This is a genomic window from Burkholderia sp. GW821-FHT14F03 (genome assembly GCF_058803765.1).
The window spans coordinates 1-21,252 of the sequence record NZ_JBXAPG010000052.1; the positions used below are offsets into that span (position 1 = coordinate 1).

A 21,252-nucleotide genomic window follows, 5' to 3' on the forward strand; every position below is an offset into this window, starting at 1 on the left:
TCCTAAATTAAGAAATCCAATTACCTGGCCCCTGCCGGGCGCCCTAGCTGGGCTGCCAGTGCCGCCCCTTCCGGATAAAGCTCCGCCATGACCTCCTCGAAGCCCGCGCCCAGCATGCGCCGGACCCGCGACAGGAAGATCGGCGCCGGATGGCTCGGTTCGTGAAGCAGGAAGTATTCGACGATGCGATCGAGTGCCGCCTCCACGTCCTTTCTCGTTGCCAGCTCGCCTCGAATTTCGTACACTTCGCCGCCTCGGCCCTGCTCGACGTCGCGGATCGGCAGTGCATCGTTTGCGGCGGGAGGTCCGTTCGCGCCTAATCGCGACAACGCCAGGTTCAGCAGATTCAGGACGCCCGTCACGTCGACCTGCTGCTCCGCAACACGCATTGATTCACTTATCCTCACAAAGGATTCCTGAATTTCATGCAAAAAATTCGATGCCGAGGTCCTGCTGGCAGGTTCATTGAGGATCGCACCGGCCTCTCCGTTCGCCAGTGCATTCAAAGAGATATCCGTCTCGCCGAAACAGGCACAGCCGAACTGATGCAGGAACTGATGACCCGAAATCCAGCCCAGGTGCAATGCGTGAATTTCTCCGGGCACCTCACCCGCCAACGCGCGCGGATGAATGGCATCGACCGGCAGGCTCATGATGTCGGCCAGCACCCTCACACTCTCGGCCAGCCCGGCAATCCCTCTTCTCGCCATGCACGCGCGGATGTACCAGATCGCCACGCGGATATCCTTCGCCCGCGCCAGCAGCCCCAGACAGGCTTTTTCGATCGACGTCCACTGAAACGCGCTCTCGCCTTTTCGCTGCGGTGCGTTTCCAATTGAGTCGTACTCGCAGACCGCAGCGTCGATCCGTATGAAGTCCTCGTCGAAGTCCAACCCATCGGCCGCCTGCATGGATTGCACTGGTGCACTATCGCTCATCACGATCCTCGAAATTATTCAATCCATCATGTAGGATTACTTATAACTGTACGGACAATTGCTGCAATGCATCGCCATCGGCGCGGCTGCGCCCAAAACGGCGTCAACACCTCGACGCTTGCCGCACGCGCGCCCGGCCGAATCGCGCACGACACATTCAATGCGCGAACGACGACGGCCCGCCTTGCGTATGCGAGTCCCCGTTTTAAATCAGGTCATTGTTTTTTAGGAGGTCCGCGCCCCTGGACTAATAAGCTCGCCAACCCCTGTCGCATCGCGATCAGAGGCGTCTTCCAAGCCCCGTCCATTCAAGTTATTTTGACGCGAATCAAACACCATCAAACAAAGTTTGACGGATGGCATAAACATGCCTATATTCCAATCCGTGAGCCCAAGAGACTCCGAATCGGGTTGCCTGGCGCAACGACGAAGCAATCACAAAGCTGCACAATGAGCATCGTCATATAAACCAGAGGCAATAAACCGATAGGAGACGCACGCATATCGCCACGAGCCGCTCGTATTCGAGTTGTTATTTGCTGCCAGACGCCCCCTGCAACGCCATCACCGCTTTATAAGCATGGGACATCGGCCTAATACAGACGCGATTAACCATCGCAGTCGACAAGACTGCGAGATCTTTCGCGTCAGCCAATGACTCTATTGCATATGCATCTCAGTCATGCGGCAGCATGATCGATCCATCCATGGACAACTGCATCTCCAACAAATCAAGCCAAGCCAAAGAATCATTCATTTCATGGTGTAAATATAAGCGCTCGCCACCCCCATGGCAAGCGCAAAAAATCAATGTCGATTCCCGTGTTTTGTTTCGAATAACTACTCCAATCGCACCTGCACCGGGCTCGCAACCGGTTCCAATTCTGAATAGAACCGGTTCCATAGGATACAATTGTCAAGATAGTTCAGTTTTCAAACATCAATATTTCTTATATTACCTACCAAATCGGCAGGTTTGATTTTTCATAAACAACCGAAGGCGAATAATAAACATCTGAACCGGAAAAATATTCACTCCCCGGTAGTTATAAGCAACATTTACCCCCTCAATCCCCCCATCACCTCTACGAATCAGCGATCGTCGATGCTGAATATACCGACCATCCGGTAATTTAATTTTCACGCACGCCATCACTCGAACCATCCTGCAAATCCGATCCCTCTTCGTTCATATGCTTTGCACTCCACATCAATTAACCAAGACAGGAACAAACACCCTACTCTTCTCACACTGATGGATAGACATGCATTGATCCATCGAAGCACTTCGCCTTTATATAAAGCAGACCTTATTACCTGCATCTTTGATCCGAGCGCGCGTATCAATACGTACTCGCTTTATCAATCAGACAATCAAGAATCCGTATCGATGCATCGCTGTCGTACGCGTACTAGTCAACATCGCATCTTACGACTTCGACAAGGAAGCGCGGCGCGGCGACTGATGGGCTTGCGAGATCGAACGCTGCCCATTCGCCTCCGGTAGCACGTGCGCCCATTCTCGTTTATTAAAAGGATACCGAAGCAATTTAATCCAATTCGCGTCATGCTGTCCGCCGCCTCGATCGCAACAAGAACGCCGCGAGCGTGCAAACGACCATCGCCGCGCCGGCGATCAGGAACGTATCGCTGTAGGCCATCAGCAAGGCCTCGCGCATCACGCGTTGATTGATGAGACCCAGCGCCGCCTCGCGCAACCCGTGCGTCGCCGCGCCGGGCAGCGCGTCCGCGCGCGGCAGGTGCCGGCCCGACAGCACACGCTCCAGCAGCGCCATGCGCTCCTGGAACGCACCCGCGTAAGACGACACCCATTCTCCGATCCGCATTGCGTGCAGCTTCTGGCGCTCCACCACGATCTGGCTCGCGATCGCGATGCCGATCGCTCCGCCGACATTGCGCACCATGTTGAACACGCCGGCCGCCGAGCCGATCTGGTTTTTCTCGATACCCTCGACCGCCATCACGCCCAGCGCGATCACGACGAAAGTCTGGCCGACTCCACGCACGATCAGCGACGGAACAATCACGTTCGCGGCGGCGTCCGCATCGAGATGGATGTTCATCAGGCAGCCGAGCGCGACGCACGCGAAGCCGAGGATGATCAGCACGCGCGGGCTCGTGCGCCGCATCAGCGGCGGCGTGGCAAACGACATCGCGAACTGCACGAGGCCATACGGAATCATCGTCATGCCGATGTCGCGCGCGCTGTAGCCGTGCAACTGGGCAAAGTAGTTGGGCACGAGGAACACCACGCCGAACACCACCGCGCCGAACAGAAACTGCATGAGGCTCGCGATCCCGAAGTTGTAACGACCCAGTAGACGCAGGTTGATGAACGGCTCCGCGCGCCGCAGCTCGATCGCGACGAACGCGGCGAGCCCGAGCGCCGCGACCACCGACAGGACGACGATCTGCTCCGACGCGAACCAGTCCTTGCGGCCGCCCTCTTCCAGCACGATCTGCAAGGTGCTCAAACCGAGCGCCATGGTCGCGATGCCGAACCAGTCGGCACGCCGCAAACGTCCCAGTTCGAGCGGCACCGGCCGGATCGCCCAGCCGATCGCCGCGATCAGCGCGAGCGCGGGCGGAATCTGCAAATAGAAGATCCAGCGCCACGAATACATGTCGGTGAGCCAGCCGCCGAGCGATGGCCCGGCCGCCTGCGCGACGTTGTTCGCGATCGAGAACAGCGCCATCCCGAACGGATGGCGCGACGGCGGCAGTTCGCTCACGATCAGCTGAAACGACAGCGGGATCAGCACCCCGCCGAACGCGCCCTGCAGCGCACGCGCGGCGATCATCGTCGAGATCGACGGCGCGACCGAGCATGCGAGCGAGAACACCAGGAACCCCGACGCCCCCACGAGCAGCACGCGCCGCGCCGAGAACACCGACACGAGCCAGCCGGTCAGCGGGATCACGATGATCTCCGCGACCAGATAGGCGGTCGTGATCCACGAGCCCTCCTCGAAACTCGCGCCGAGCGAGCCGCGGATATCCGGCAGCGACGCGTTCGTCACATGCACGTTCATGCCGGCCATGAAGCAGCCGAATACGCCGCCCAGCACGGCCACCCAGGCCCGGACCGAGACCGTCTCGGCGCGCGCGTCCGTCCCCGCCGCGCTCATGCGCCACCGCCCGACGCGACGCGCGTGTCGACGCGCGCAGTCACGGACATTCCCGCGCGCAGCCCAAGCTCACCCGCCGTCCGGTCGAGCCGGATCTTCACCGGGATCCGCTGCACGATCTTCGTGAAATTGCCGGTCGCATTGTCCGGCGGCAGCAGCGCGAACTCCGCGCCCGAGCCCGGCGACAGGCTCGCCACGGTTCCGCGCAGCGCGTGGCCCGCATAGGTGTCGACGTCCACTTCGACCGGCTGGCCGACCCGCATCGCGCCCAACTGCGTTTCCTTGAAGTTCGCGACGACATACACCTCGCGCAGCGGCACCAGCGCGAGCAGCGGCATGCCGGTTTCCACGTACTGCCCCGGTCGCACCGTGCGCTGCCCGATTACGCCGTCACGCACCGCGCGGATCACCGTGTGCTCCAGGTCCAGCTGCGCAAGGCTCAGCGCCGCGCGGGCGGAGACCAGTTGCGCCTCGGCCTGCGCGATCGCCGCCGCGCGCTGGTCGCGGCGCTTGCGCAGCACCGTCTGCTCGTCGCGCTGCACGCGCTGCCCGGCCTGCGTCCGCAACAAGTCCGCACGCGCCTTCAACGCATCGGCGCGCGCCTGTTCCCAGCGCTGGCTGCTCGCCGCGTCCTCGTCGTGCAGGGCCTGGTAGCGGCGCGCGTCGGCGTCGCGCCGTACGGCTTCCGCCTGCGCGGCGGCCGTCTCCGCACCCGCCTGTTCGATCAGGCCGCGCTGCTGGCCCAGTTGCGCGTCGAGCGTGTCGGCCGCCGCGCGCTCCGCCGCCAGCGTCGCGGCGGCCGCATCGACGGCCGCCTGCGCGCGGACCGCCTTCGCGCGATAGTCGCGATCGTCGAGCGTCGCCAGTACGTCGCCGCGTCGCACCGGCTGGTTGTCGTCCACCGCGACGCGCGCGACATAGCCCGCGACGCGCGGGCTGACCGTCACCACGTCGGCGCGCACGTAGGCGTCGTCGGTGTACTCGATGAAGCGGCCCACGCGCCACCAGTGCGTACCGTAGGCGACGGCAGCCAGCATCAGGCCGGCCGCGCCGGCGATGATCCAGTTTCGTTTGGACGCGCGCGCGGCGCGTTCGGGTGCGACAGTCGTACTCATGATCGATGACGGTATCGGAAGGAAATCGGACCGGCGCCCGTGCGCCGGCTGGAATGACGGTGACGACGGCCGTTACGGCTGCGCCTGCCAGCCGCCGCCGAGCGCGCGGAACAGCGCCACCTGATCGGCCGCCACCGTCTGGCTCGACGCGGCCAGCTCGGCGTCCAGCGCGACGAGGCTGCGCTCGGCGTCGAGCACGTCGAGGAAGTCGAGCGCGCCCGCGCGGTAGTTCAGCTCGGCGAGCCGGAACGCGCGGGCGCCGGCCTCGCGCGCCTCGGCCAGCGCGCCGCGCCGCGACCATGCCGCGCCGTACTGCGCGAGCGCCTGCTCGACCTCGCGCAGCGCGAGCAGCACGCGCGCGTCGAACGCCGCATCGGCGGCGACGCTGTCGGCGCGCGCCGCGCCGAGCTGGGCGCGGCTCGCGGCACGATTCGGAAAGCGCCAGCGGATCAACGGCCCGACGCCCCAGCTCAATGCATAGGGATCGCCGAGCGACGTGGGGCCGCCCGTGGTCGACAGCAGGTCGACCGACCCGCCGAGCACGATCGACGGATACTGCGCCGCGCGCGCGACGCCGACCCGCGCGCGGGCCGCCGCGAGCCGCTGTTCGGATTCGCGCAGATCGGGCCGGCGTCGCAGCAGCAGCGCGCCGTCGCCGACCGGGAACGGCCGGGCCAGCGTCGGCGTCGTCACGCAGCGGGCCGCATCGGGCGGAAACGCGGCGGGCGGCCGGCCGGTCAGCACCGCCAGCTCGTAGAGCGCCGCCTGCCGCTCGCCGCGCAGCGCCGGCAGCACCGCGCGGGTCTCGTCGGCGAAGCTCCGGGCGCGCGCCAGCGCCATCCCCGACACGAGCCCGCGCGCCCGCTGCCTGCCGGTCAGACCAGCGACCCGCTCGGCCACCGCGAGCGAGCGCTCGGCCACACCGATCCGTTCGCCGTATGCGCACACCCGCGTATAAGCCGCCGCCGTATCGGCCGCCACCGCGACCCGCATCGCATCCGACGCCGCGCGCGCGGCGTCGGCGTCGGCGCGCGCGGCGGCGCTCAGGTTCCGGACCCGCCCCCACAGATCGACCTCCCACGACAGCGCGAACGACGGCGCGTAGCCCCAGCGGGTGTCGGCGGCCGACTGTCCGCGCGCGGCGGCGACGATCTGGTCAGGCGCATGCTGGCCGTAGTCGACGCCGAACCCGAGCGTGGTGTCCGGCAGGCGCGCGGCATCCGCTTGCGCGAGCAGCGAGCGCGCCCGCGCGACATTCGCGGCCGCCACTTTCAGGTCGAGGTTCGCGGTCAGCGCGTCATGCACCAGCCGGTCGAGCACCGGATCGTCGTAGAGCCGCCACCATGCATCGGCGGGCGTATCGGCCGAAATGGGCGCGCCGGACATGGCGTCGAACGAAGCGGCAGCGGCCGATGCCGCCGTGAGCGAGCGCGGCCCGGGCGGCGCATCGACCGCGCAGCCGGCCAGCGCGGCCACGAGCGCGGCGGCGCTGGCGATGCGCGCCGCGCGGCGGCGGCGTGACGGATGGCGCAAGCCAAGCGAAGACACATCGCGAATCATCTGAACCTTCGGAATCGAACCCATGATGGCGTTCATGGTAAGGTTGCGCCCCCAGGTTGATCTCCCGCGCACTACGCATTCATCGTCGCGAAATGGACAGTTTCTTTCTCTCACTCGAGCAACAGGAAACGGACCGGCAGGTCGCCGTGGTCGCGTCCGACACGCCTGCGGGCACCTCGTATCCGCCGCATGCGCATCGTCACGGTCAGTTGATCCACGCGATCTCGGGCGTGATGGTGGTGCACGCGGACGGTGGCCGCTGGGTCGTGCCGACAGGCCGCGCGGTCTGGGTGCCGCCCGGCGTCTCGCATGCGATCGACGCCGCCGACGCGGTGCGGATGCGCACCGTGTTCGTCGGCCCGCGCGCGCGCGCCGGCCTGCCCGACGCCTGCCGGGTGATCGCGGTGAGCACGCTGCTGCGCGAACTGATCGTGACGGCCGGCGCGCTCGCGGCCGACTGCGACCCCACGCACCGCGCGGGCCGGATCCTCGCGCTGATCCTCGACGAGATCGAGATCGCCCCACCGCTGTCGCTGCACGTGCCGATGCCGCGCCACCCGGTGCTGGCCGCGCTGTGCACGCGCTTCATCGCCGCGCCGGCGGCGTCGACGGCGCTCGTGGAATGGGCCGACGCCGCGCACATGAACACGCGCACCTTCTCCCGCGCGTTCAAGCGCGAGACCGGCATGACGCACGGCGCATGGTGCCGCCATGCGCGGCTCCTGCTGAGCCTGCCGCGCCTCGCGGCCGGCGTGTCGATCCTCACGCTCGCGCTCGAGCATGGCTACGACAGCCCCAGCGCATTCGCGGCGATGTTCCGCCGCACGCTCGGGGTCGCGCCCAGCGAGTATTTCCGGTCCCGCTGAGCGGCAGGCTGTACCGCGTACCGCCCTCACCGCGTCATCACGCGAATGCATCGAGCGCCAAGGTGCGCGCAGGCCTGCGTAGCCCCACCCCAGGGCTCGTTGAGCAACGTGTCGCATAGCCTCGCCGATCCAGTGAGCGCCATACCTGTGCCGCCTTCGCTCAACGCGCCGCCCTCACCGCCTCACCACGCGAATGCATCCAACGCCAAGGTATGCGCAGGCCCACGCGCCGCCGCCCCAGGCTCGTTGAGCAACGCGGCGGTCAAGGCCTCGCCGATCCGGTGGAAGTCATGGCTGAGCCGCTCGCGCGGACGCGGCAGCGTCACCTCGACGATCTCCGCGATGCGTCCCGGCCCCGCCTGCATCACCACGATCCGATCGGCGAGAAACACGGCCTCGTCGACATCGTGCGTGACGAGCAGCGTCGTGATCCGCTCGCGCTCGCGGATCGCCAGCAATTCGCGCTGCAACTGCTGGCGGGTCAGCGCGTCGAGCGCGCCGAACGGCTCGTCGAGCATCAGGATGCGCGGGCTCGCGACCAGCCCGCGCGCGATCGCGACCCGCTGCGCCATGCCGCCCGACAACTGGTGCGGCAGCGCATCCTCGAAGCCTTGCAGGCCGACGAGCCGGACCGCCTCCGCGACACGCCGCGCCGCCTCGTCGCGCCGCAGTCCCTGCGCGGCGAGGCCGAGCCCGACGTTGCGCGCGACCGACAGCCACGGAAACAGCCGAGGCTCCTGGAACACGATGCCGCGTTCCGCCCCGATCCCGTCGATGCGCCGGCCATCGACGCGGATCTCGCCCGCGTAATCGGTATCGAGGCCCGCGAGCAGGCGCAGCAGCGTCGATTTCCCGCAGCCGCTCGCGCCGACGATCGCGACGAACTCGCCGTCGGCGATATCGAGCGAAAAGCCGCGAATCGCCTCGTGCGGCCGCCCGCCCACCTCGAAAGTCTTGCCGACGTCGCGCAGCGCGACGGCGGGATGTGCTTCATGCATGACGATCTCCTGGTTCATGATCGCGCCCGCTCAGCGCGCGCCGGCCGGTTCGGACACGAGCGCGATCCGGGCGTAGCCGGCCGCGTGGATTTCGCCCATCGCCTCGATCACGCGCCCATAAGGCAGGCCCTTGTCGCCGCGGATCTCGATGCGCCGCGATGCATCGCCGCCGGCTTCGCGCGCGAGCGTGGGCACGAGCTGCGCGGCGGACACTTCGGTCTTGCCGACGAACACCCGGCCGTCGCGGTCGAGGCTCACCGCGAGCGGCGGACGATCCTCGTTCAGCGCGGGCGCCTGCGCCTGCGGCAAGTCGACCTTCACGCCCTGCGCCATCAATGGCGCCGCCACCATGAACACGATCAGCAGCACCAGCATCACGTCGACGAACGGCGTGACGTTGATCTCGCTGACGGGCGCCGCGCCGCCGCGCGCATGCGATGTCGCGGGGAGCCGCGCGGCCATGTCACGCCCCTCCCGTCGCGGCCTGCACGCCGATCGGCAGGCCCGCCTCGCGACCGGCCGGGCGCGCCGGCGCAGACGCCGCCGGTGCCGCCGCGACGGCCGCACCGCCATCGCGCGCCGGCGCAGGTTCGAGCGGCTCGGCGTCGATCGCCGCGTCGCCCGCCTCCAGCTGGCGCGACAGCCGCACCTCGACGAGTCCGGTCAGCGTGTCGAGCCGGTTCGCATAGGCGTTCAGGTCGCCCGACGCGCGGTTGTACGCGACCACGGCGGGAATCGCCGCGACCAGCCCGAGCGCGGTGGCGAACAGCGCCTCCGCGATGCCGGGCACGACCACCGCGAGGCTCGTGTTGTTGGTCGCCGCGATCCCCTGGAATGCGTTGATGATCCCCCACACCGTGCCGAACAGCCCGACGAACGGCGCGACCGAGCCGACCGTCGCGAGCACCGGCAAGCCGCGTTGCAGGTGTTCGATTTCCACCCCGCGCGCAATCGCGCCGACGCGTGCGAGCCGCTCTTTCAGGCTGTCGCGGCCGGACGCGCCGTGTTCGAGCCCCTGCCGCCAGGTCTCGCGCCATTCGGCCGCGAGCGCGCGATAGACGCGCGCGAACGGATCGTCGGGACTCGCCTCCAGCAGGCGAGCGAGCGCGACCAGCGGTTCGCCCGCGTGCAGCGCGGCGAGCCAGCGCGCGGCGCGGCGCTGCAACGCGTGAAAGCGCCATAGCTTGTCAGCGATCACGCCCCAGCTGGCCACCGAGGCCAGCGCGAGCAGCACCATGATGGCTTTGACGAGCAGATCCGCCTGCGCGAACAGCTGCAGCGGCGACACATGAGCGGCAACTTGGATCGGTTGCATCGCGATTCTCCTGTTGAATGAACGGTTTCAGTCGGTCAGTTGGTAGACGATCACGCCGGCCAGCAAGTAGGCGCTCGCGCCGAGATCGGGCGGTTTCGGAAAGGGTGCGGCGGCCTTGATCGCCTCGCGCGCCGCGGCGTCGAGATCGTCGTTGCCGGACGGCGTGATATCGACGCGCTGCACGCGGCCGTCGGCGTCGAGCGCGAGGCGGTAGGCCACGCGCCCTTCCTCGCGGCGCAGCCGCGCGGCGCGGGGATAGCTGTCGGCTGCGTAGCGATTGACGCGCTCGAACACCTTCGTCACGTAATCGCTCGGGATGCCCGCCATCCCGAGCGTGTGGGGCACTGAACGCGTGGCGGGCGGTGCGGCGGGCGCTTCGGCCGGCGTCGCCGCGCTCGTGGCCGCGCCGACCGGCGCGGCTGACGACGGCGCGATGGATGCGGGCGACGAGGTTGCGGGCGCAACGGTCTTTGCTTGCGCTTGCGCTTGCGCTTGCGCTTGCGCTTGCGCTTGCGCTTGCGCTTGCGCTTGCGCTTGCGCTTGCGCTTGCGCCTGCGCAGCGCCAACGCGATGCGACGGCGCCGCGACAGGCGCGCGCCTGGCTTGCGGCTGCACAACCGGCGACGGCGCGGCCAGTGCGACCGGCGGCCTGGCCGGCTCCGGCGGCGCGAACGTCAGCGCGATGGTGCGCTCGCGCGGCGGCGGGCCCGGCTGCGCGGAGGCGAACCACAACGCTCCGAGCGCCGCGCCATGCAGCGCGATCGAGATTGCCGTGCCCGCACAGCTCCTCACCGGCCGGCCGACGGGCGAGACCTGCCTGTTCGCACGCGGCGCGCCGAACCCTGCGAATGTCGTCACGAGATCCTCCGTTGGAAGCGTCGAGTCCGCCCAAGGTCCGCCGTCACGCGTCCTGCGCGAACACGCGCTGCGCGCCGTCCTGGACGCCGTTGTCGATCACATAGCGCTCCCAGTGCGCGAGCAGCGCATCGAGACGCGCGGGCTCCGCGTCCGCGAGATCGCGGGTTTCGCCCGGATCGCGCCCGAGGTCGTACAGCTGCCACGCGCCGGGGCCGACCGGCTCCGGAATGAACACCGCCTTCCAGTCGCCCTGCCGCACCGCGCGCATGCCGAACAATTCCCAGCCCGTCACATGCTCGGCGTCGTGCACCTGCTGCGCCTCGCCGCGCAGATGCGCGACCAGCGACGCCCCCTTCGGCGCCTCGACCTCGCGCCCGCGATACGCGCGACCCGGATGCGCGACGCCCGCGAGTTCCAGCACGGTCGGCACCACGTCCATCACGGTCGAGAACGCATCGCTGATCGCGCGCCGCGCGAACGGCGGATAGTGCGCGAACGCGACCACGCGAATCCCGCCCTCGGTCGTGAACGCCTTGTAGAGGCGCGACGGCGCGGTGGCCGCCTGCGCCCAGCGCGGGCCGTACCACACGTAGGAATTGGCGCGCCCGACATTGTCGAGGCGGTTGTCGTAGTAGTCGCGCAGGAACTGTTGGAGATTCGGCCCGAACACCGGCAGCGCTTCGAGCAGCGCGCCTTCCGCGCCGTTGTCCGACAGAAACAGCACGAAGGTGTTGTCGAACTCGCCGTTCGCCTTCAGGTAGTCGATCACCCGCCCGACGTTCCAGTCGAGCCGCTCGACCATCCCCGCGTACACCTCCATGGTGCGCGCCGAAAACGCGCGCTCGTCGGGCGTGAGCGCCGCCCACTCGGGATTGCGCGCCACCACCGGGTGCGCGTCGACGTCCGCGTCGAGCAGCCCCAGCGCGCGCTGCCGTTCGAGCCGCGTTTCGCGCAGCGCGTCGGGGCCGTCCGCATAGCGGCCGCGATAGCGTTCGACCACCTCGGCGGGCGCCTGCAGCGGCCAGTGCGGCGCGGAGAACGGCAGGTACGCGAAGAACGGGCGGCCGTCGTCCGGGCGCTCGCCGAGGTACTGGAGCAGCTTGTCCGCGAAACTGTCGGACGAGTAGAAGTCGTCGGGCAGCGCGCCGACGAAGGCGTCGTCCTCGACATACAGCGAACGCGTGCTGCGCATCAGGCGCGGTTGCTCGGCGTCGGCCTCGACCGGCTCGAACCCATAGTGATTGGCCGCGCCCGGCAGCAGCGCGAACGAGCGCTCGAAGCCGCGCGCGGCCGGCGCGCGGTCGAGTGTCAGGCCCAGGTGCCACTTGCCCGCCATCGTCGTGAAATAGCCGGCGTCGCGCAGCAGTTCCGGCAGCGCGACCACGCGGTCGTTCAGGTAGCCCTCGTAGCCGGGCTTGCCTTGCAGCGCGGGCGACAGGGCCTCGGCCATCGTGCCGATCCCGGCCACGTGATGATCGGTGCCCGTGAGCAGCATCGAGCGGGTCGGCGAGCAGGCCGAGGCGGTGTGGAAATCGGTGAAGCGCACGCCCGCATAGGCGAGCGCGTCGAGGTTCGGCGTGGCGATCTCGCCGCCGAACGCGCCGAGATCGGAAAAGCCGAGATCGTCCGCGACGATCACGAGAAAGTTCGGTCGGGACGCCGGCGTGCGGCGCGAAACAGGCTCAGTCATGGCATTCCTGGTCAGTGAACGAAACAGAAAATGAAATACGATGCGACGACGGCGCGCTCAACGCGGCCCCCGCCAACGGGTCGCGGCGGCCTCCAGCCGGCCGCCAAGCCAGCCGAACGTCGCGCCCAGCGCGCCGACCACCACGGCCGCGCTGAGCAGCCGATCCATGCGGAACAGCTGTTGCGCGTCGAGCATGAAGCTGCCGATGCCGACGCCGGACGGCATGAAGTACTCCGCGCCGATCGCGCCGAGCCACGCATAGACGAGCGCGAGCCGCAGCCCGGCGAACAGGCCCGGCGCGATCTGCGGCCACACCAGCAGGCGCAGCCGCTGCCCGCCCGAGAGGCGCAGCGCGCGCGCCACCTCGGCCAGCTGAGGCGACTGGCCCTCGACCGCGCGCGTCGCGGCGACCAGCATCGGAAAGAACGCCGCCAGCGCGACGAAGATCACTTTCGACAGATCCTCGATGCCCGCCCAGGCGGTCAGCAGCGGAATCCACGCGAAGATCGCGACCTGCCGCAGCGCCGCGAGCGTCGGTCCCGCCAGACGGCGCAACGGTCCGCTCAGGCCCAGCGCGAGGCCGAGCAGCACGCCTGCCGCGACGCCGAGCGCGAGCCCCTCGGCTGCGCGCAGCAAGGTGTGCGTGAGCGGCACCGGCAGCGCGCCGCTCGCCAGATCGCGCCATGCGCTCAGGAGCACCGTGCGCGGCGCGGGCAGGAGCCGCGCGTCGACCCAGCCGGCCCGCGACGCGACCGCCCACGCCGCGAACAGCGCGAGCGGCAGCCATGCCCCCTGGAGCGCGGCGAACGCGCCCCGCCGCGCCGCGCGCGGATGCTCGGCGAGCGCGCCGCGCGGCCAGTAGACGAGGCGATGCTCGATCCGCCCGAGCGCGTGGTCCATCGCGAAGCCGGTCAGGCCGATCACGGCGATGCAGACGAACACGATGTCGAGCTGGAACATCTGCCGACCCCACACCATCAGGTAGCCGATCCCCTCGGACGACGCGAGCAGTTCGACCGCGATCAGCGTGAGCCAGCCCTGCGCGAGCGCGATGCGCAGCCCGGTCATGAACGGCGGCAGCGCGGCGGGCACGATCAGCCGGCGCAGCGTCGCGCCGCGCGACAGGCGCGCGACGGCCGCGATCTCGCGCAGACGCGGCGGCACCCCGCGCACGCCGAGCTGGGTATGGATCGCGACCGGCACCAGCACGGCCTTGAAGATCAGCGCGATCTTCAGCGCCTCGCCGATGCCGAGCACCACCATCAGCAGCGGCAGCCACGCGAGCGTCGGAATCTGCGCGAGCGCATAGAACAGCGGCGCGAGTGCGCGGTCGACGCGCCGCGACGCGCCCATCCACGCGCCGAGCAGCGCCCCGCCAAGCACGCCCGCCGCGAACCCGCTCGCGAGCCGCGCCAGGCTCGTCGCAAGCTGGGCGAACAGGTTGTCGGCCGCCAGCTCCAGCGCGGTGCGCCACACCAGCCCCGGCGCGGGCAGGATCTGCGGCGACATCCACTGGCGCTGCGTCGCGTACCACCAGAGCGCGCCGATCAGCACCGGCAGCGCCGCGCCGGACAGCGCGCGCCAGCGCCCGGCGCGGGCGCGGCGGCCCGCGGCGCGCTGCAGCGTGCGCGCGCTGAATGCCCCGGTGCGGCGCGACGCGGCCGGTGCGCCGGCCAGCGGCCATGCGGAGGAAACGGAACGGCTCGATCTCATGACGGGCTCTCCCGGGTCAGAAGTCGTAGCGCAGCGTCGCGCCGAACATCCGCTCGTCGCCGACCGACGCCGTGTAGGCGCCGTTGTAGCTCGCGAACGAGGCGAGGTAGTAGCGCTTGTCGAGCAGGTTGCGCACCCACAGCGACAGGTCCCATTGATGCCGCCCGGTCGCGAGGCGCCAGCCGGTCGTCAGGTTGAGCACGCCGTAGCCGGGCAGGCGGCCGTCGCGCGAATCGTCGAGCGTGCCGTATTGGTTCGAGCGCAACGAGTACTGCGCGGCGAGGTACTGGTCGATGTCGTGGTGCAGCCGGAACTGGTATTGCGCGTTCAGGTTGACGATCCAGCGCGGCGCGCCCGCCACCGGGCGGCCGGTCAGGCTGCAGGTCGCGCGAGGGTTCGGGATCGACACCTCGGCCGGGCACGGCGCGTTGTTGTACGACGAGTACGTGGCGTCCACGTAGGACGCGTTGAGCCCGAACACGAGGTTGCGCGCCGGCATCGCGCGCAGGTCCAGCTCCGCGCCGCGGCTGCGGACATTGGCCGCGTTCGACAGCACCGACACCACGCCCGTCGGCGTCGCGACGAGGCTGGTCGCCTGATAGCCGTTGACCTGGGTCCAGAACAGGTTCGCGTTCACCATCAGGCGGCGCTCGAAGAACTCGCTCTTGACGCCGATCTCTGCGTTGTTCGCGCGCTCCGGCCCGACCACGAGCGACTGCGCGCCCTGCGACGGCGCCGACGACACCGACAGGTTCACGCCGCCCGACTTCTCGCCGTGCGACAGCGTCGCGTAGCCGAGCACGTTCGGCGCGAGCTTGTAGGCAAAATTCAGCAGTGCGGACGGGCTCGCGTTGTACAGATTCAGGTCGCCCGACGCGTACTGGCCGATCACGCCGTTGCGGGTCGCGAGCGCGGCCGCCGACGGCGCGGCCGGCCCGACGGGCGCCTCGCGCGTGACGTTCGCCGCTTTCGTCTCGTAGGTGCCGCGGATCCCCGCCGTCAGGTCCGCGCGCGGGCTCAGGTGCCAGGTGCCCTGCGCGAACAGCGCGAAGCTGTCGGTCGTCATCGTCGCGGGCGCGTTCGACACCATGTTGTCGAGCGCGCCGAGGTTGCGGCCGAGGATCATCGCGTCCGCATACGGGCCGTACAGCGTGAAGGTGTTGTTGCTGACGCGCTGATGGAAGTAGTACGCGCCCAGCACGTAGTCGACGCGGCCGCCCGACGGCGACGCGAGCCGGAATTCCTGGCTCAGTTGATGATCGTTGACCGACACGCCGGTGTTGTAGATCACCGGCTTGTTCAGGTTGTCGTCGTTGGCCGGCTCGAAGTTCCAGAACCGCAGGGCGCTGATCGAGGTCAGCACATGGCCGCTCGGCAACGTGTAGTTGACCTCGGTCGATAGCCCGCCCTGGTGCACGCTCACGTGCTGGCGGCTGTCGAGGTTGACCTGGTACAGCGCCGGATTCGTGACGGGCGTCGCGCCGATCGACGCCGCGCGGCCCAGGAACTGGTTGTAGCCGTTGATGGTCGGCCCGAGTCCGTACAGCACGGTGGTGCCGTAGCTCGAATCCTCGCGGTGGTAGTCGGCGATCACGCGCACGCTCAGGTCGCCGGACGGCTTGAACAGCAACTCGCCGCGCCCGCCCTCGCGCGTGCCGCCGTTCAGCCGGCCGCCCGTGTAGAGGTTCCTCACGTCGCCGTCATCGTGCGTGCGGTACAGCACGAGCCGCCCCGCGAGCGTGTCGGACACCGGGCCGGACAGCACGGCCTTGTTCTGCACATAGCCGCGCTGACCGATCGACTGTTCGAGCGAGGCCTCGGTCCGGAAGGTCGGCTTGCGGGTCGTGATGTTGATGATGCCGGCCGTGCTGTTCTTGCCGAACAGCGTCCCCTGCGGGCCGCGCAGCAGTTCGAGCTGGTCGATGTCGAACGCATCGAACACCGCCATGCCCGGCCGACCGAGATAGACATTGTCGAGGTAGACGCCGACGCTGCCTTCCAGGCCGTCGCTCGCGGGATTGTTGCCGAGACCGCGGATCGAGATGCTCGACTGCCGCGCGTGGATAAACGCGACGTTGGTGCTCGGCAGCACGTTCTGCAGATCCTGCACGCGGTAATTGCGCTGCAGTTCGAGATCGTCGCCGCTCACCGTCGAGATCGGCGCGGGCACCTGCTGCGCGTTTTCCTTTCTGCGGCGCGCGGTCACCACCACTTCTTTCAGCGCCACCGGCGGCGGCTCGCTCGCCGCCGGTGGCGCGCCGGACGCCGCTTGCGCGGGCGCGGCCGGCGTCGTGGCCGCGTCCTGCGCCCACGCCCCCGTGATGGGCAGCCACGCGGCCGCCATCAGCGTCAGTTGGAATTGTCGTGTGTTGCGTTTCATCGAATGCCCGTCAAAGCGCCTTGTCGGCCTGTCCGTATGCCTGGTAGGCCTGCCAGCGGCCCGTCAGGTTCAGCTCGCGCAGCGCCGCGTCCAGGTAGCTGCGATCGATCCACTGATCGACGTCGAACGTGCGGCGGATCAACCCCTGCTCCTTCGCGGTGCGCACGTCGCGCTTGAACGCCTCGACGAAATAGCGATCCAGCAGCGGCGAGAACACCACCGCCGGGTCCGCGAGCGCCAGCTCGTTGCGCCACACGGTCGGCGGCAGGTTCGCCTGCTGCTGTTCCAGTGCGATGTAGGCGTCGAGATTGCGCTTGTCGGACAGCCACTGCGACGCCTCCAGCACGGTCTTCACGACCGTCCGCGCGAGGTCGGGATGGGCGCGCAGGAACGCGCCGGACGCGACGAGCCCCGCCTTCAGCGTGCCGACGCCCTTGCGCTCGCGGGTGCTGACGGGCACCTCGGCGAGCCCCTTGTCGCGCAGCACGAACACGCCCGCCGAGCCCCACACCGCATCGACGCGGCGCGCCGCGAGCGCGGCGGCGGCCGCGTTCGGATCGAGATTGACGACCCGGAAATCGCGCTCGCTCAGGCCCTCGGACTGCAACACGCTGTCGAACGACAGTTGCAGCGCGGTGCCGCGAAACACGCCGACCTGCCGCCCCTTCAGCGCGCGCAGATCGCTCACGCCGGAGCCGGGCGCGACCGCCAGGAAGCCGTTGACGTCGCGCGCGAGCGCGGCGATCAAGCGGGTGTCGAGGCCGTTCGCGCGGCCGATCACGCCGGCCAGATCGCCGAGGAACGCGAGATCGACCTGGCCGTTCGCGAAGGCCTCGTTGATCGCGGGGCCCGCGCCCTTGAAGTGCGTCCAGCGCACCTCGACGCCGCGGTTCGCGAAGGCCTTGTCGAGCAGCTTCTGGACGTAGATCACGTCGACGATGCCGCCGCCCGCGGGCTTCGGCCCCGCGCTGACGTCGGGCACCGCGATGCGGATGACTGTCTGCGCGGCGGCCGCGCCCGGGACGGTGAGCGTCCAGGCGAGCGCCAGCAGCGCGAGCGGCCTGAGCCATCTGGAAAAGAGCTTCATGGTGTCGTGCGCTCCGATGGGGTGGAAAAACGCCGCTCAGGCGGCTTTCGTCGCGACGGCGGCCGGGTTCGGCTCGCGCAAGCGGGTCACGCTGCGGCGGCCGTCGACGCTGACCGGCACATCGCCCGCGAGCGTCACGCGGCGCACCACGCGATGCGCATCGCCGTAGTCATTGACCGCGTAGTGCTGGGTCGCGCGGTTGTCCCAGATCGCGACGTCGCCCGCCTGCCAACGCCAGCGCACGATGTTTTCGAGGCGCGTCACGTAGCCTTGCAGCAGTTCGAACAGATGCGCGGAGCCGCTCGGCGTCACGCCGACGAAATGCTTGAGGAAGTGGCCGAGGATCAGCGTCTTCTCGCCGGTTTCCGGATGCACGCGCACGACCGGATGCTCGGTCTCGTAGCGGGTCGACACGAACACCTCGCGGTAGCGCTTGAGCGCCTCGGCATCGCGCCCGGCCTCGCCCACGCGCGCATGGGTCGCATAGTCGTATTCGTTGCTGTGCACCGCCCACAAGGTGTCGGCGAGCGCCTTCAGCGGCGGCGGCAGATCGTCGTAGGCGCTCGCCGTATTGGCCCACACGGTGTCGCCGCCGACCTCGGGAATCGTCACGCCGCGCAGGATCGACGCCTGCGGATAGGCGTCGACGAAGGTCACATCGGTGTGCCACGAATTCGCGCGGCCGCCGCGATGCGAATCGAGTTCCAGCAGATACGCGGTGCCGTCGACGACCGGCACGGTCGGATGCGCGATGGGATCTCCCAGGCGCTTCGCGAAGGCTTCCTGCCCGACGTCGTCGAGATGCGTCTGGGCGCGGAAAAAAATCACCTTGTGCTTGAGCAGCGCGGCGCGGATCGCGTCGAGCGTCGTCTGTTCGAGATCGCCGGACAAGCGGACGCCGCGGATCTCGGCGCCGATGCGGCCGGTGACCGGATGGATGTCGAGCGAATTCGAGGCGGCAAGGCTGAGCGTGGTCATGATGCGGATTCCTCTATGAGTGAAGGACGGCACAAGGCCGGCGCGCCGCGATGGCGCGCAGGACGAACATGGAACGGAACGGATCGAGAGAGACCGGCGCGGCGGCGCCGGACGGCGAGCGCGAAGGCTCAGCGACAGCGGCGACCGTGTCGCGGCGTGTGCGGCGCGCGGATCGGGGCAGGCAACGGGATGAAGGCGTTCGGCACGTCGGGAGTCCGGTCTGGATCAGGTGTTGGAATGCATTATTGGCGGACCGGACGCGCCGAATCTATCGCGCGTTGGACATTTGACAGAAGATGTTGGCATACCGTTATGGCGGACGGCGTGCAAACCTCAGCGGGATTCGTGCGCTGGGGCGGAACGGGCCGCGCCGCTGAAATCGTGAGTGCGCGGGTCGCCGGACGGCGGCCGCGTTCAACCTGCGCTTTCGCCCATCGTCGCGGCATCATGGAGAAAGATCCGGGAGACCGCCTGCGCGCCCGCGCACCGTTCAAGGCTGGAGAAGCAGGCGCAAGCCGACCAGGAGGCCGGCTGCCGTGCGTTCCTTGCTCGCGCGCCCCGCCCGCGCGACGACATCGATCGCCGTCAAGCCGTCAAGCGGGGCATGTATCGGATGGCGGCGCTCATGCGCAGGCGGACCCGTGCGGCGGCCTCGCCAATCGCCACGCATGCGGGCAGGAACGGGATCAGAACGATACGCCGGGACGACGCGGGTTTCAGCGCGCTCGACACGGGACGACGACCGTCCCAGGCCGCGCCGTCGAACGCGAGCGCCGCCTTCGACGCAGGATTCCCGAGCGGATCGAACGGTGGCGGAGCGGGCAACGCGCGCGACATGAGCCGTCCCATCGGCATCGCCGAGTCGCGCCGGACGCAGCGGACACAATAGAAGGATGGCGTGCGGAAATGGCCTGCGAAACGCCCCTCCCCGGCCGGCCTGCTACTCGTCCCGCTCGCTGATCGCCCGCAACGCCTCCAGATCGAGAATCGTGATCCGGCTGTACTGCGCGTCGATCACGCGCTGCTGCACGAGCCGGCGCACTTCCTTGTTCACGCTCTGCCGCGACGCCACCAGCAGCGACGCGAGATCCTCCTGCGACAGCCGGATCGTCAGCTCGATGCCGCGCGGCGTCGCCTGCCCATGCCACTCCGCGAGCACGAGCAGCTGATCGGCGAGCCGCGCGCGGAACCCCGACAGCGCGCGCTTGCCGATGCGCCGGTGCAGCGCGCGGCTGCGCATGCAGATCAGGTCGAGCACGCCGCGCATCAGGCGCGGCTCGCGCGCGAACTGCTCGAACAGCGCGGCGCGGGAGATATGGAACAGCGTGGTCGGACCATGCGCGCGCTGGTCGTGCATCGAACCGCCGCCGTCGATCACGGGGATGAAATTGATGACCTCGTTCGCCCACATGTACACGGCGACCGCGCGCGCGCCGGACGCGCTCGTCCAGCTCATCTCGATCGCGCCCGACAGCACCACCTGGATATCGTCGCAGGGCGCGTCGCGCGCGAAGATCAGCTCGCCCGGCATCCAGGTGCGCAGCCGCCCGGTATCGCACAGCGCATCGATCGAGTGCGCGGGCCAGTCGCGCAGGCAGGGATTGGCCGTGAAGGCCGCATGGATCGCGCGGCGCGTGCCCGGGTCGAGCGAACGGCCGTCGCGGTACGGCGTGAACGGCAGGGCCGCGCGCGCGGGCGCGCCGCTGCGAGCGGGCAGGACTGCTTCGGTGAATACGCTCATGGAGACGCCGGCACGTTGCGCGTAGGGACAATCCGTCCGATCTAACCAGCGTTCCGCGCCCGCGTAAAAGACTTCTTTTTTATGTGCTTATCACCCGCGCCCGGTCACTCGTCGATCAGGAAGCGCTCCCGCTCCTGCCCGACGATCCAGGCGGGCGCGCGGCCCCGGCCCGTCCAGGTGGCGCCCGTCTTCGGATCGCGGTAGCGCGGCTTCGGGCGCTGCTCGTCCTTCTTCGGCCGCCCCAGGCGGGGCGGAAACAGATCACGCTGCGTCAGCCCGTAGTCGGCGATTTTTTGCCGAATTTCGGTGACCACGGCTTGCAGCTCCGCATCCCTCGCTACTCTCGCCTGCCGCGTCAAATCATTCAGTCTGGCGAGCAATTCCTTGTATGTTGCCATTACCCATTCCCCGTATGAATCCGACAACCCCGGCCCGCGAGCATCAAAACCATGCCTGTTGTTTGAATGATTTTTATTCCGCGGTCAGGATTCAGTTATCATATCCGAAATAGGCCAATGTGGCCTATTTTGATTCAGCAGGGAGCATTCGCCCATGCTCCCGTCCATTCACCATCCTCGCTATGTCATCCTCCGCACCCACCTGCGGGCGCTGAGGAGAGCAGCCGGCCTGACCCAGACGCAGCTCGCGGAGCGCCTGCGGATCGACCAATCCTATCTATCCAAGATCGAACGTGGCGAACGCTACGTCGACATCCTGTTCTATCTGGACTGGTGCCGCCATTGCGGCGTGGCACCCGGCGACGCCGTCCTCGAGTTAATGGATGCAGGCGGTTGAGCTCACATGAAATGAAACAATACTCAACCGAATTTCAATATGAATTTCGTTGCGGATCAGCCAAAGGAT

At 68.4% G+C, this 21,252-nt stretch carries 18 protein-coding genes; 2 read left to right on the forward strand and 16 right to left on the reverse strand.

Features of this window, described 5'->3' with window-relative positions:
* Positions 1-20: 20 nt before the first annotated feature.
* The 4 genes from AC1RQF_RS27705 to AC1RQF_RS27720 all read right to left on the reverse strand — a co-directional run bounded on the left by AC1RQF_RS27705 (position 21) and on the right by AC1RQF_RS27720 (position 6,786).
* Entirely contained in the window at positions 21-941 is a 921-nt protein-coding gene (locus tag AC1RQF_RS27705) for a type VI secretion system protein TssA (RefSeq protein WP_492873406.1), read from the reverse strand.
* Between the two features lie 1,562 nt (positions 942-2,503).
* The gene (locus AC1RQF_RS27710) at positions 2,504-4,087 is read right to left on the reverse strand and encodes a DHA2 family efflux MFS transporter permease subunit (RefSeq protein WP_492873407.1); all 1,584 of its coding nucleotides are present in this window, start codon (positions 4,085-4,087) and stop codon (positions 2,504-2,506) included.
* Entirely contained in the window at positions 4,084-5,202 is a 1,119-nt protein-coding gene (locus AC1RQF_RS27715; protein WP_492873408.1) for an HlyD family secretion protein, read from the reverse strand. Before AC1RQF_RS27715 ends, AC1RQF_RS27710 begins: the two co-directional genes overlap by 4 nt.
* Before the next feature lie 72 nt (positions 5,203-5,274).
* Positions 5,275-6,786 carry an efflux transporter outer membrane subunit gene (locus tag AC1RQF_RS27720; RefSeq protein WP_492873409.1) on the reverse strand — a complete coding sequence of 504 codons (1,512 nt, stop codon included), beginning with the start codon at positions 6,784-6,786 and terminating at the stop codon, positions 5,275-5,277.
* 68 nt (positions 6,787-6,854) lie between these two features.
* Between AC1RQF_RS27720 and AC1RQF_RS27725 the strand changes: the two genes are divergently transcribed.
* A complete protein-coding gene (locus AC1RQF_RS27725) occupies positions 6,855-7,628 on the forward strand; it encodes an AraC family transcriptional regulator (RefSeq protein WP_273996104.1) in 774 nt (257 codons plus the stop codon).
* Between the two features lie 182 nt (positions 7,629-7,810).
* On the opposite strand, the gene AC1RQF_RS27730 is transcribed toward AC1RQF_RS27725, so the two are convergent.
* The 12 genes from AC1RQF_RS27730 to AC1RQF_RS27785 all read right to left on the reverse strand — a co-directional run bounded on the left by AC1RQF_RS27730 (position 7,811) and on the right by AC1RQF_RS27785 (position 20,786).
* A complete protein-coding gene (locus AC1RQF_RS27730) occupies positions 7,811-8,626 on the reverse strand; it encodes an ABC transporter ATP-binding protein (RefSeq protein ID WP_273996105.1) in 816 nt (271 codons plus the stop codon).
* A 30-nt stretch (positions 8,627-8,656) separates the two neighbouring features.
* Positions 8,657-9,088, reverse strand: coding sequence for an ExbD/TolR family protein (locus AC1RQF_RS27735; RefSeq protein ID WP_273996106.1), 432 nt, complete (start codon positions 9,086-9,088; stop codon positions 8,657-8,659).
* A gap of 1 nt (position 9,089) precedes the next feature.
* On the reverse strand, positions 9,090-9,941 hold the full coding sequence (locus tag AC1RQF_RS27740) for a MotA/TolQ/ExbB proton channel family protein (protein ID WP_492873410.1): 852 nt from the start codon (positions 9,939-9,941) through the stop codon (positions 9,090-9,092).
* 27 nt (positions 9,942-9,968) lie between these two features.
* Positions 9,969-10,799: a TonB family protein gene (locus AC1RQF_RS27745; RefSeq protein ID WP_492873411.1), complete on the reverse strand. Its 831-nt coding sequence runs from the start codon at positions 10,797-10,799 to the stop codon at positions 9,969-9,971.
* A 43-nt stretch (positions 10,800-10,842) separates the two neighbouring features.
* Positions 10,843-12,489 (reverse strand): arylsulfatase, encoded by a 1,647-nt coding sequence (locus tag AC1RQF_RS27750; RefSeq protein WP_492873412.1) that lies wholly within the window; start codon positions 12,487-12,489, stop codon positions 10,843-10,845.
* Positions 12,490-12,546: 57 nt separating this feature from the next.
* Positions 12,547-14,202, reverse strand: a complete 1,656-nt coding sequence (locus AC1RQF_RS27755; RefSeq protein WP_273996110.1) for an ABC transporter permease — start codon at positions 14,200-14,202, stop codon at positions 12,547-12,549.
* 16 nt (positions 14,203-14,218) lie between these two features.
* Positions 14,219-16,582, reverse strand: a complete 2,364-nt coding sequence (locus AC1RQF_RS27760) for a TonB-dependent receptor (protein ID WP_492873413.1) — start codon at positions 16,580-16,582, stop codon at positions 14,219-14,221.
* A 10-nt stretch (positions 16,583-16,592) separates the two neighbouring features.
* Positions 16,593-17,669, reverse strand: coding sequence for an ABC transporter substrate-binding protein (locus AC1RQF_RS27765; protein ID WP_492873414.1), 1,077 nt, complete (start codon positions 17,667-17,669; stop codon positions 16,593-16,595).
* A gap of 36 nt (positions 17,670-17,705) precedes the next feature.
* On the reverse strand, positions 17,706-18,647 hold the full coding sequence (locus AC1RQF_RS27770; protein WP_273996111.1) for a TauD/TfdA dioxygenase family protein: 942 nt from the start codon (positions 18,645-18,647) through the stop codon (positions 17,706-17,708).
* 585 nt (positions 18,648-19,232) lie between these two features.
* The gene (locus AC1RQF_RS27775; RefSeq protein WP_273996112.1) at positions 19,233-19,484 is read right to left on the reverse strand and encodes a hypothetical protein; all 252 of its coding nucleotides are present in this window, start codon (positions 19,482-19,484) and stop codon (positions 19,233-19,235) included.
* 103 nt (positions 19,485-19,587) lie between these two features.
* Positions 19,588-20,388 (reverse strand): Crp/Fnr family transcriptional regulator, encoded by an 801-nt coding sequence (locus AC1RQF_RS27780; RefSeq protein ID WP_273996114.1) that lies wholly within the window; start codon positions 20,386-20,388, stop codon positions 19,588-19,590.
* Between the two features lie 104 nt (positions 20,389-20,492).
* Positions 20,493-20,786 carry an H-NS histone family protein gene (locus tag AC1RQF_RS27785; protein ID WP_273996115.1) on the reverse strand — a complete coding sequence of 98 codons (294 nt, stop codon included), beginning with the start codon at positions 20,784-20,786 and terminating at the stop codon, positions 20,493-20,495.
* A 154-nt stretch (positions 20,787-20,940) separates the two neighbouring features.
* On the opposite strand from AC1RQF_RS27785, the gene AC1RQF_RS27790 reads away from it, so the two are divergent.
* Positions 20,941-21,183 carry a helix-turn-helix domain-containing protein gene (locus AC1RQF_RS27790; RefSeq protein WP_273996116.1) on the forward strand — a complete coding sequence of 81 codons (243 nt, stop codon included), beginning with the start codon at positions 20,941-20,943 and terminating at the stop codon, positions 21,181-21,183.
* Positions 21,184-21,252: the final 69 nt, after the last annotated feature.

Excerpts from the sequence above, each read along its gene's own strand:
- AC1RQF_RS27735 (WP_273996106.1), bottom strand. The coding sequence starts at position 9,088 with ATGGCCGCGCGGCTCCCCGCGACATCGCATGCGCGCGGCGGCGCGGCG.
- AC1RQF_RS27760 (WP_492873413.1), bottom strand. The coding sequence starts at position 16,582 with ATGAAACGCAACACACGACAATTCCAACTGACGCTGATGGCGGCCGCG.
- AC1RQF_RS27790 (WP_273996116.1), top strand. The coding sequence starts at position 20,941 with ATGCTCCCGTCCATTCACCATCCTCGCTATGTCATCCTCCGCACCCAC.
- AC1RQF_RS27765 (WP_492873414.1), bottom strand. The coding sequence starts at position 17,669 with ATGAAGCTCTTTTCCAGATGGCTCAGGCCGCTCGCGCTGCTGGCGCTC.
- AC1RQF_RS27780 (WP_273996114.1), bottom strand. The coding sequence starts at position 20,388 with ATGAGCGTATTCACCGAAGCAGTCCTGCCCGCTCGCAGCGGCGCGCCC.
- AC1RQF_RS27710 (WP_492873407.1), bottom strand. The coding sequence starts at position 4,087 with ATGAGCGCGGCGGGGACGGACGCGCGCGCCGAGACGGTCTCGGTCCGG.
- AC1RQF_RS27740 (WP_492873410.1), bottom strand. The coding sequence starts at position 9,941 with ATGCAACCGATCCAAGTTGCCGCTCATGTGTCGCCGCTGCAGCTGTTC.
- AC1RQF_RS27730 (WP_273996105.1), bottom strand. The coding sequence starts at position 8,626 with ATGCATGAAGCACATCCCGCCGTCGCGCTGCGCGACGTCGGCAAGACT.
- AC1RQF_RS27750 (WP_492873412.1), bottom strand. The coding sequence starts at position 12,489 with ATGACTGAGCCTGTTTCGCGCCGCACGCCGGCGTCCCGACCGAACTTT.
- AC1RQF_RS27725 (WP_273996104.1), top strand. The coding sequence starts at position 6,855 with ATGGACAGTTTCTTTCTCTCACTCGAGCAACAGGAAACGGACCGGCAG.
- AC1RQF_RS27715 (WP_492873408.1), bottom strand. The coding sequence starts at position 5,202 with ATGAGTACGACTGTCGCACCCGAACGCGCCGCGCGCGCGTCCAAACGA.
- AC1RQF_RS27720 (WP_492873409.1), bottom strand. The coding sequence starts at position 6,786 with ATGGGTTCGATTCCGAAGGTTCAGATGATTCGCGATGTGTCTTCGCTT.
- AC1RQF_RS27775 (WP_273996112.1), bottom strand. The coding sequence starts at position 19,484 with ATGTCGCGCGCGTTGCCCGCTCCGCCACCGTTCGATCCGCTCGGGAAT.
- AC1RQF_RS27785 (WP_273996115.1), bottom strand. The coding sequence starts at position 20,786 with ATGGCAACATACAAGGAATTGCTCGCCAGACTGAATGATTTGACGCGG.
- AC1RQF_RS27755 (WP_273996110.1), bottom strand. The coding sequence starts at position 14,202 with ATGAGATCGAGCCGTTCCGTTTCCTCCGCATGGCCGCTGGCCGGCGCA.
- AC1RQF_RS27770 (WP_273996111.1), bottom strand. The coding sequence starts at position 18,647 with ATGACCACGCTCAGCCTTGCCGCCTCGAATTCGCTCGACATCCATCCG.